Origin of the sequence: Sphingorhabdus sp., assembly GCF_044239665.1 — a bacterium.
In the GTDB taxonomy this organism is placed as follows: Bacteria; Pseudomonadota; Alphaproteobacteria; order Sphingomonadales; family Sphingomonadaceae; genus Sphingorhabdus_B.
This window is the reverse complement of the sequence record NZ_JBIIBA010000006.1, coordinates 86456-92455: the sequence shown is the minus strand read 5'-3', so window position 1 is coordinate 92455 and position 6000 is coordinate 86456. Positions and strand designations below refer to the sequence as shown.

4 protein-coding genes are annotated in these 6000 nt (G+C 54.5%); all 4 read left to right on the top strand.

Annotated elements, in window-relative coordinates:
• On the top strand, positions 1 to 631 hold a 631-nt coding region (locus ACILP3_RS03390), incomplete at its 5' end, for a tetratricopeptide repeat protein (RefSeq protein WP_395615263.1).
• A gap of 130 nt (positions 632 to 761) precedes the next feature.
• The gene (locus ACILP3_RS03385; RefSeq protein ID WP_395615262.1) at positions 762 to 2699 is read left to right on the top strand and encodes a potassium transporter Kup; all 1938 of its coding nucleotides are present in this window, start codon (positions 762 to 764) and stop codon (positions 2697 to 2699) included.
• Between the two features lie 263 nt (positions 2700 to 2962).
• Positions 2963 to 4633, top strand: a complete 1671-nt coding sequence (leuA, locus tag ACILP3_RS03380; protein WP_395615261.1) for a 2-isopropylmalate synthase — start codon at positions 2963 to 2965, stop codon at positions 4631 to 4633.
• A gap of 226 nt (positions 4634 to 4859) precedes the next feature.
• On the top strand, positions 4860 to 5831 hold the full coding sequence (locus ACILP3_RS03375) for an NAD(P)H-dependent flavin oxidoreductase (protein WP_395615260.1): 972 nt from the start codon (positions 4860 to 4862) through the stop codon (positions 5829 to 5831).
• Positions 5832 to 6000: the final 169 nt, after the last annotated feature.

Below are 6000 nucleotides of genomic sequence, written 5' to 3'. Positions count from 1 at the left end.
GCTCTCGCTCCTCAGCCTGTCTGTGCTGGTATATTATGTACGGTCGTCAAAGGGGTTGTGGCAGGTCGCCGCCGCAGCAGTGCTGTTAGGAATGGCCGGATATGCCCTGCAGGGGCGTCCGTCGTTATCGCCCGCGCCAGCACAGCCGCTGGAGGCCAGTGCAGCCGGGGCAACGCAGCTGGTCGATATCCGTGCGGATATGGACGAGAGCTTTGGCAGTGCGAAGCGCTGGCTTGTGACAGCGGATTCCTTTGCCAAGCAGGGTGATTATCCTTTGTCTGCCTCCTATATTAAGTCAGGCTTACGCATTGATCCGCAGAATGCCGATTTATGGTCCGCGCTTGGCCTGCAATTGATGCTGGCAAGTGAGGGGCAAATGTCCCCGCCCGCAGTATTGGCGTTCGATAAAGCGCGGGCCATTCAGCCGAAACATCCTGCGCCTTATTATTTTGCGGGGCTCGCGCGTTTGTTTGCAGGCGACCTTGATGGGGCGATTTTGAACTGGGAGAAAACCGTTTCCGTGGCGACACCCAAAGCCAAGTGGAAAACGCGGATTGAGTCGCAACTGCAGGCGGCAAAGGCGCTGCAAGCCCAGGCGACAGAATCAGAATTAAATATCAACTCTAAGTAATTGATTATAATTTATTTTGTTAGAATTCGAACACAGAATTGCTGTGTTGTGAAGGGCCGTGCTCCATGCTATTGCCCGCGCCCCAGTCACGGGAAAGGTGGCGTTTGGGGGCATAAGCCGGGGAAACAATATGGTTGGACCGCAAGCAGACGATTTCGGTCATAGCGACCAAGATCACCATCACAGCCATGCCCCAAAAGGGTCACTGCTGGCCTTATGCGTCGGCACCGTTGGTGTTGTCTTTGGCGACATCGGCACCAGTCCGATTTACGCGTTCCGTGAAACTTTTGCCGGCCACCACCCGATAACCCCCGACCCGATGCACATCAAAGGTGTGTTGAGCCTTGTGTTCTGGTCGATGATGATCGTCGTGACGTTCAAATATGTCTTCACCATCATGAAAGCCGACAATAAGGGTGAGGGCGGAAGCCTCGCCCTCTTGGCGCTTATCAACCGGCAGACGGCTGGCGCGAAATGGACTGCGCCTTTTGTCATGCTTGGGGTGTTTGCAACCGCGCTGTTTTATGGCGATTCCATGATCACGCCCGCTATGTCGATCTTGTCGGCGGCGGAAGGTCTGAAATATGTGAACGAAGGCTTTAGCGCATGGATATTGCCGATAGCGGTTGTGATCATCGGTGCGTTATTTGCATTTCAGTCACGTGGGACCGCGAAGGTGGGGGCTTGGTTTGGGCCAATCATGCTGGTCTATTTTACGACATTGGCAGGCTTGGGTCTGATGCATCTGGTTAAAATGCCGTCGATAATATTCGACGTTTTGAACCCCATGAATGCGTTTTATTTTTTCTATATTGATGGTTTTCGAGCTTTTGTGGCGATGGGTACCGTCGTTCTGGCAGTGACGGGTGCGGAGGCGCTTTACGCCGATATGGGGCATTTCGGACGGCGGCCAATTAAGTTTAGCTGGCTGTTCTTCGTTCTGCCTGCGCTGATGCTCAATTATATGGGGCAGGGGGCAATGATATTGTCCATGACCCCCGAAGAGGCGCAGGTTGCTATTCGCGACCCGTTTTTCCTGATGGTACCAGAACTGATCAGCACGCCAGTCATTTTTCTCACGATCATGGCCGCGATCATCGCCAGCCAAGCCGTTATTTCCGGCGCGTTTTCGTTAACGCAGCAGGCAATTCAGCTGGGCTTCATGCCACGCCTCAGCATATTGCACACAAGCGAGAAGGCCGCTGGGCAGATTTACATTCCGGCGATTAACTGGGGCCTTGCGGTGATGGTTTTGTTGCTGGTTTTATTCTTCCAGTCATCGTCCAACCTTGCCGCAGCTTATGGTATTGCGGTCACCGGCGCGATGTTCATCGATACCTGTTTGATTGCGGTTGTCCTGCTGTCATTGTGGAAATGGCCAAAGTGGAAAGCGCTGCCGATCCTCGCTTTGTTCTTTATCGTCGACTTTGCCTATTTGGGCGCCAATTTGCTGAAGGTGCCATCGGGCGGATGGGTGCCTTTGGTAATCGGCTTAGTGATCTTCACATTATTGACGACATGGTCGCGTGGCCGCGCTTTGATGCGCGAACGCATGGCAGAAAGCACGATGCCAATGGAGATTTTCATAAAGTCAGCCGCCAATAGCGCGACCCGCGTTCCAGGTACGGCGATATTTATGGCGTCGGCAGCGAGCGGTGTCCCTTCGGCTTTGCTGCATAACATTAAGCATAATCGTATTTTGCATGAGCGCGTAATCATTCTGACGGTGCAGATTGAGGATGTGCCTTATGTTGTGAGCTCTGACCGCATAATCTGTAAGGATTTAGGCGAAGGTTTCTATCGCGTAAAAATGCGCTTTGGCTTTTTGGAAGAGACCAATGTGCCAGCGACGCTGGACTTAGTTGATTTGTGCGGTCCTAAATTCGACATGATGCACACCAGCTTTTTCCTGTCGCGTCAGACGTTGATTGCATCCAAAATGCCCGGCATGGCGATCTGGCGGGAAAAGATATTTGCGTGGATGTTGCGCAATGCAGCCAATGCGATGGAGTTTTTCAAACTGCCAAGCAATCGGGTGGTGGAGTTGGGTAGCCAAGTCGAAATTTGACGCAGCGTGCCGCACCGCTTTTACGGGGCAGCATTTTGCAACAAAATGGATGCCATGCATTTTTGCACTGGACGGATGTTGTTGCAGTTGGCTATCGCAGGACCATAATGAACCTGCGCGGTCACCTTTCGCTTCTACTTCGACTTACACGCCCTTAGGCGTGCCTGTTTTGCTGACCTCGTTCGGCAACCCGCCTAAGGGCCACATCACCGCAAATTTTAATAGTCCGTAAATCGGGCGCCTTAGCGAAGTTGCCACTTATCATGATGCTTGCTGACCCATCACGTAAATACCGACCTTTTCCTCAAGTTGATCTGCCCGACCGGATATGGCCGAAGCGGACCATAGACCGCGCGCCGCGCTGGCTTTCCACCGACCTGCGCGATGGCAACCAAGCGCTTATTGACCCCATGGGGACGGAAAAGAAGAAACGCTTTTTTGACCTGTTGCTGAAGGTCGGCGTAAAAGAGATTGAAGTTGGCTTCCCAAGTTCGGGCGCCACGGATTTCGACTTTATTCGCGGGCTCGTCGACAGCGGATGCATTCCCGATGACGTTACGATCCAAAGCCTGACGCAGTCACGGCGCGACCTGATTGAAAAAACGTTCGAAAGCATGGCTGGCGCGCCGCGGGCCATTGTCCATCTCTACAATGCGGTCAGCCCGGCGTGGCGCGATATCGTCTTTAACCTCGACAAAGCAGGTGTGAAGGCGATCGCTATCGAAGGTGCGAATATCCTGAAAGAGCAAGCGGCGAAATATCCGCAAACTGACTGGCATTTTGAATATAGCCCGGAAACATTTTCGACGGCGGAACTCGAATTCAGCCTTGAGGTGTGCGAAGCGGTAATGGACGTGCTGCAGCCCACGGCGGCAAAGCCACTGATCCTCAATTTGCCAGCGACGATTGAGGCCGCCATGCCCAATGTCTATGCCGATCAAATCGAATGGATGTGCCGCAATATCAGCGCGCGCGATCATGTCGTCATCAGCCTGCATCCCCACAATGACCGCGGCAGCGGCATCGCCGCCGCCGAGCTGGGCTTGCTGGCAGGCGGTGACCGTATTGAAGGTTGCCTGTTCGGCAATGGCGAGCGCACTGGCAATGTCGATTTGGTGACGCTGGCGCTGAACATGTATACTCAAGGACTGAATCCGGGCCTGGATTTCAGCGACATTGACGAGGTCATTCAGACGGTTGAATATTGCAACCAGTTGCCCGTTCATCCGCGCCATCCCTATGCTGGCGAATTGGTATTCACCGCCTTTTCAGGGTCGCATCAGGACGCGATTAAAAAAGGGTTCGCGGCGCAAGAACGGCAGAATGACGAAATCTGGCGCGTGCCCTATTTGCCGATTGATCCCGCCGATTTGGGCCGCAATTATGAAGCCGTCATCCGCGTCAATTCGCAAAGCGGCAAGGGCGGCGTGGCTTGGGTGATCGAGCAGGACCAAGGTTTGAAGCTGCCCAAACGGATGCAGGCGAATTTCTCGACCACGGTGCAGGCATTGTCCGACACGACCGGCCGCGAACTGACCAGCGTTGACATTTGGGAGGCGTTTGAAAAGCGTTACTATCTAAAGGGCGATGGCCGGTTCCGGTTAATCGATTTCCACGAAACCCAAAGCCAGCGGCAAAAGGACGAGCGCATATTTGCGGGTAATATCCGCATAGATGGCGTTGAACAAAGCGTCAGCGGACGTGGTAACGGCCTGATTTCCAGCCTTGCCAACGCATTGGAGCACGCGCTGGGCGGGCGGCTGGATATCATCGACTATAGTGAGCACGCTATTGGCCATGGCACAGATGCCCGCGCCGCCGCTTATGTCGAATGCCGCGTGGGTGACGGACCGATTATATTTGGCGTCGGTATCAGTCAGGATGTGGCCACAGCGTCCGTCAGGGCCATTCTGAGCGCTGCTAACGGCGCTTAGGACAAAATCTACCGCAGCGAAGCAGTGTATCTGCGCTGGGGCGCTCCGGTGGTATTTGCCTTCAGGCCTTGCATCTGCAGCTATGGCAAACATTGGGGCGGGGTAAAGCACGCGCGCCGGAGCACCTTACCCTACGGCATAGCCCGTTCAAAAAGGTGGGTTTGACAGCCGCTACGCGCTGTGGCTAACCCACGCGTAACTGATGAATTAACAAGGGATTCGACGCATGGCACTTCCGGCAATTTTTGATAATCTTCGGCTTCCAGTGATTGGCTCACCGCTCTTCATCGTGTCCGGGCCAGAACTGGTCATCGCGCAATGTAAGGCCGGCGTGGTTGGTTCGTTTCCGGCCCTCAATGCGCGCCCTGCAAGCCAATTGGACGAATGGCTGCATCAGATTACCGAAGAGCTGGCGGCCCATAACCGGGATAACCCTGACCGCCCCGCCGCGCCTTATGCGGTGAACCAGATTGTCCATAAGTCGAATAACCGATTGCAGGAGGATCTTGCGGTATGCGCCAAATGGCAGGTCCCAATCACCATTACCTCGTTAGGCGCGCAGGAAGAATTGAACAAAGCCGTACATAGCTGGGGCGGCATTGCGTTGCATGACGTTATCAATGACCGGTTCGCACGCAAGGCAATCGAAAAGGGCGCCGATGGCCTCATTCCCGTTGCGGCTGGCGCTGGCGGCCATGCGGGCGTGACGTCGCCTTTCGCATTGATGCGTGAAATCCGTGAATGGTTTGACGGGCCTGTCGCTCTGTCCGGCTCCATCGCGCATGGTGCGTCGGTTCTCGCGGCACAGGCGATGGGCGCAGACTTTGGCTATATCGGCAGCGCGTTCATCGCGACCAAGGAAGCGAACGCGGTTGATGGCTACAAAGAGAATATTGTTGAGGCCAAGGCCTCAGATATCGTGTACTCCGACCTCTTCACAGGCGTCAGCGGTAACTATCTGCGCCAGTCCATTGAACGGGCAGGGATGGACCCTGACAACCTCCCCAAAGGCGACATTTCCACGATGGACTTCGGTTCCGGCGGCAACAGTGAAGCCAAGGCGTGGAAAGACATTTGGGGTTCAGGCCAAGGCATTGGCGCGGTTAAAGCTGTCAAAACCGTTGCAGAATTCGTTGACCAGCTTGAGGCGGAATATCGGGCAGCGAAAGCTAGCCTTGATGCCCGCTATTTGGGCTAATCGCGCGCCAGCAGTTTAAACACCTACCACTGTCATCCTCGCGAACGCGGGGATCGATGGCCTGCGGTAATATCTGGTTCAAACCACGCCAGTGCTGGTTGAATGACGCAAGCCATAGAAATTTTTATCACGCAAAGCCGCAAAGACACAAAGAAGAAGAGCATTTCTT

Bases quoted from the DNA above. Each gene is read 5' to 3' on its own strand.
- ACILP3_RS03385 (WP_395615262.1), top strand. From the start codon at position 762: ATGGTTGGACCGCAAGCAGACGATTTCGGTCATAGCGACCAAGATCAC.
- leuA (WP_395615261.1), top strand. From the start codon at position 2,963: ATGATGCTTGCTGACCCATCACGTAAATACCGACCTTTTCCTCAAGTT.
- ACILP3_RS03375 (WP_395615260.1), top strand. From the start codon at position 4,860: ATGGCACTTCCGGCAATTTTTGATAATCTTCGGCTTCCAGTGATTGGC.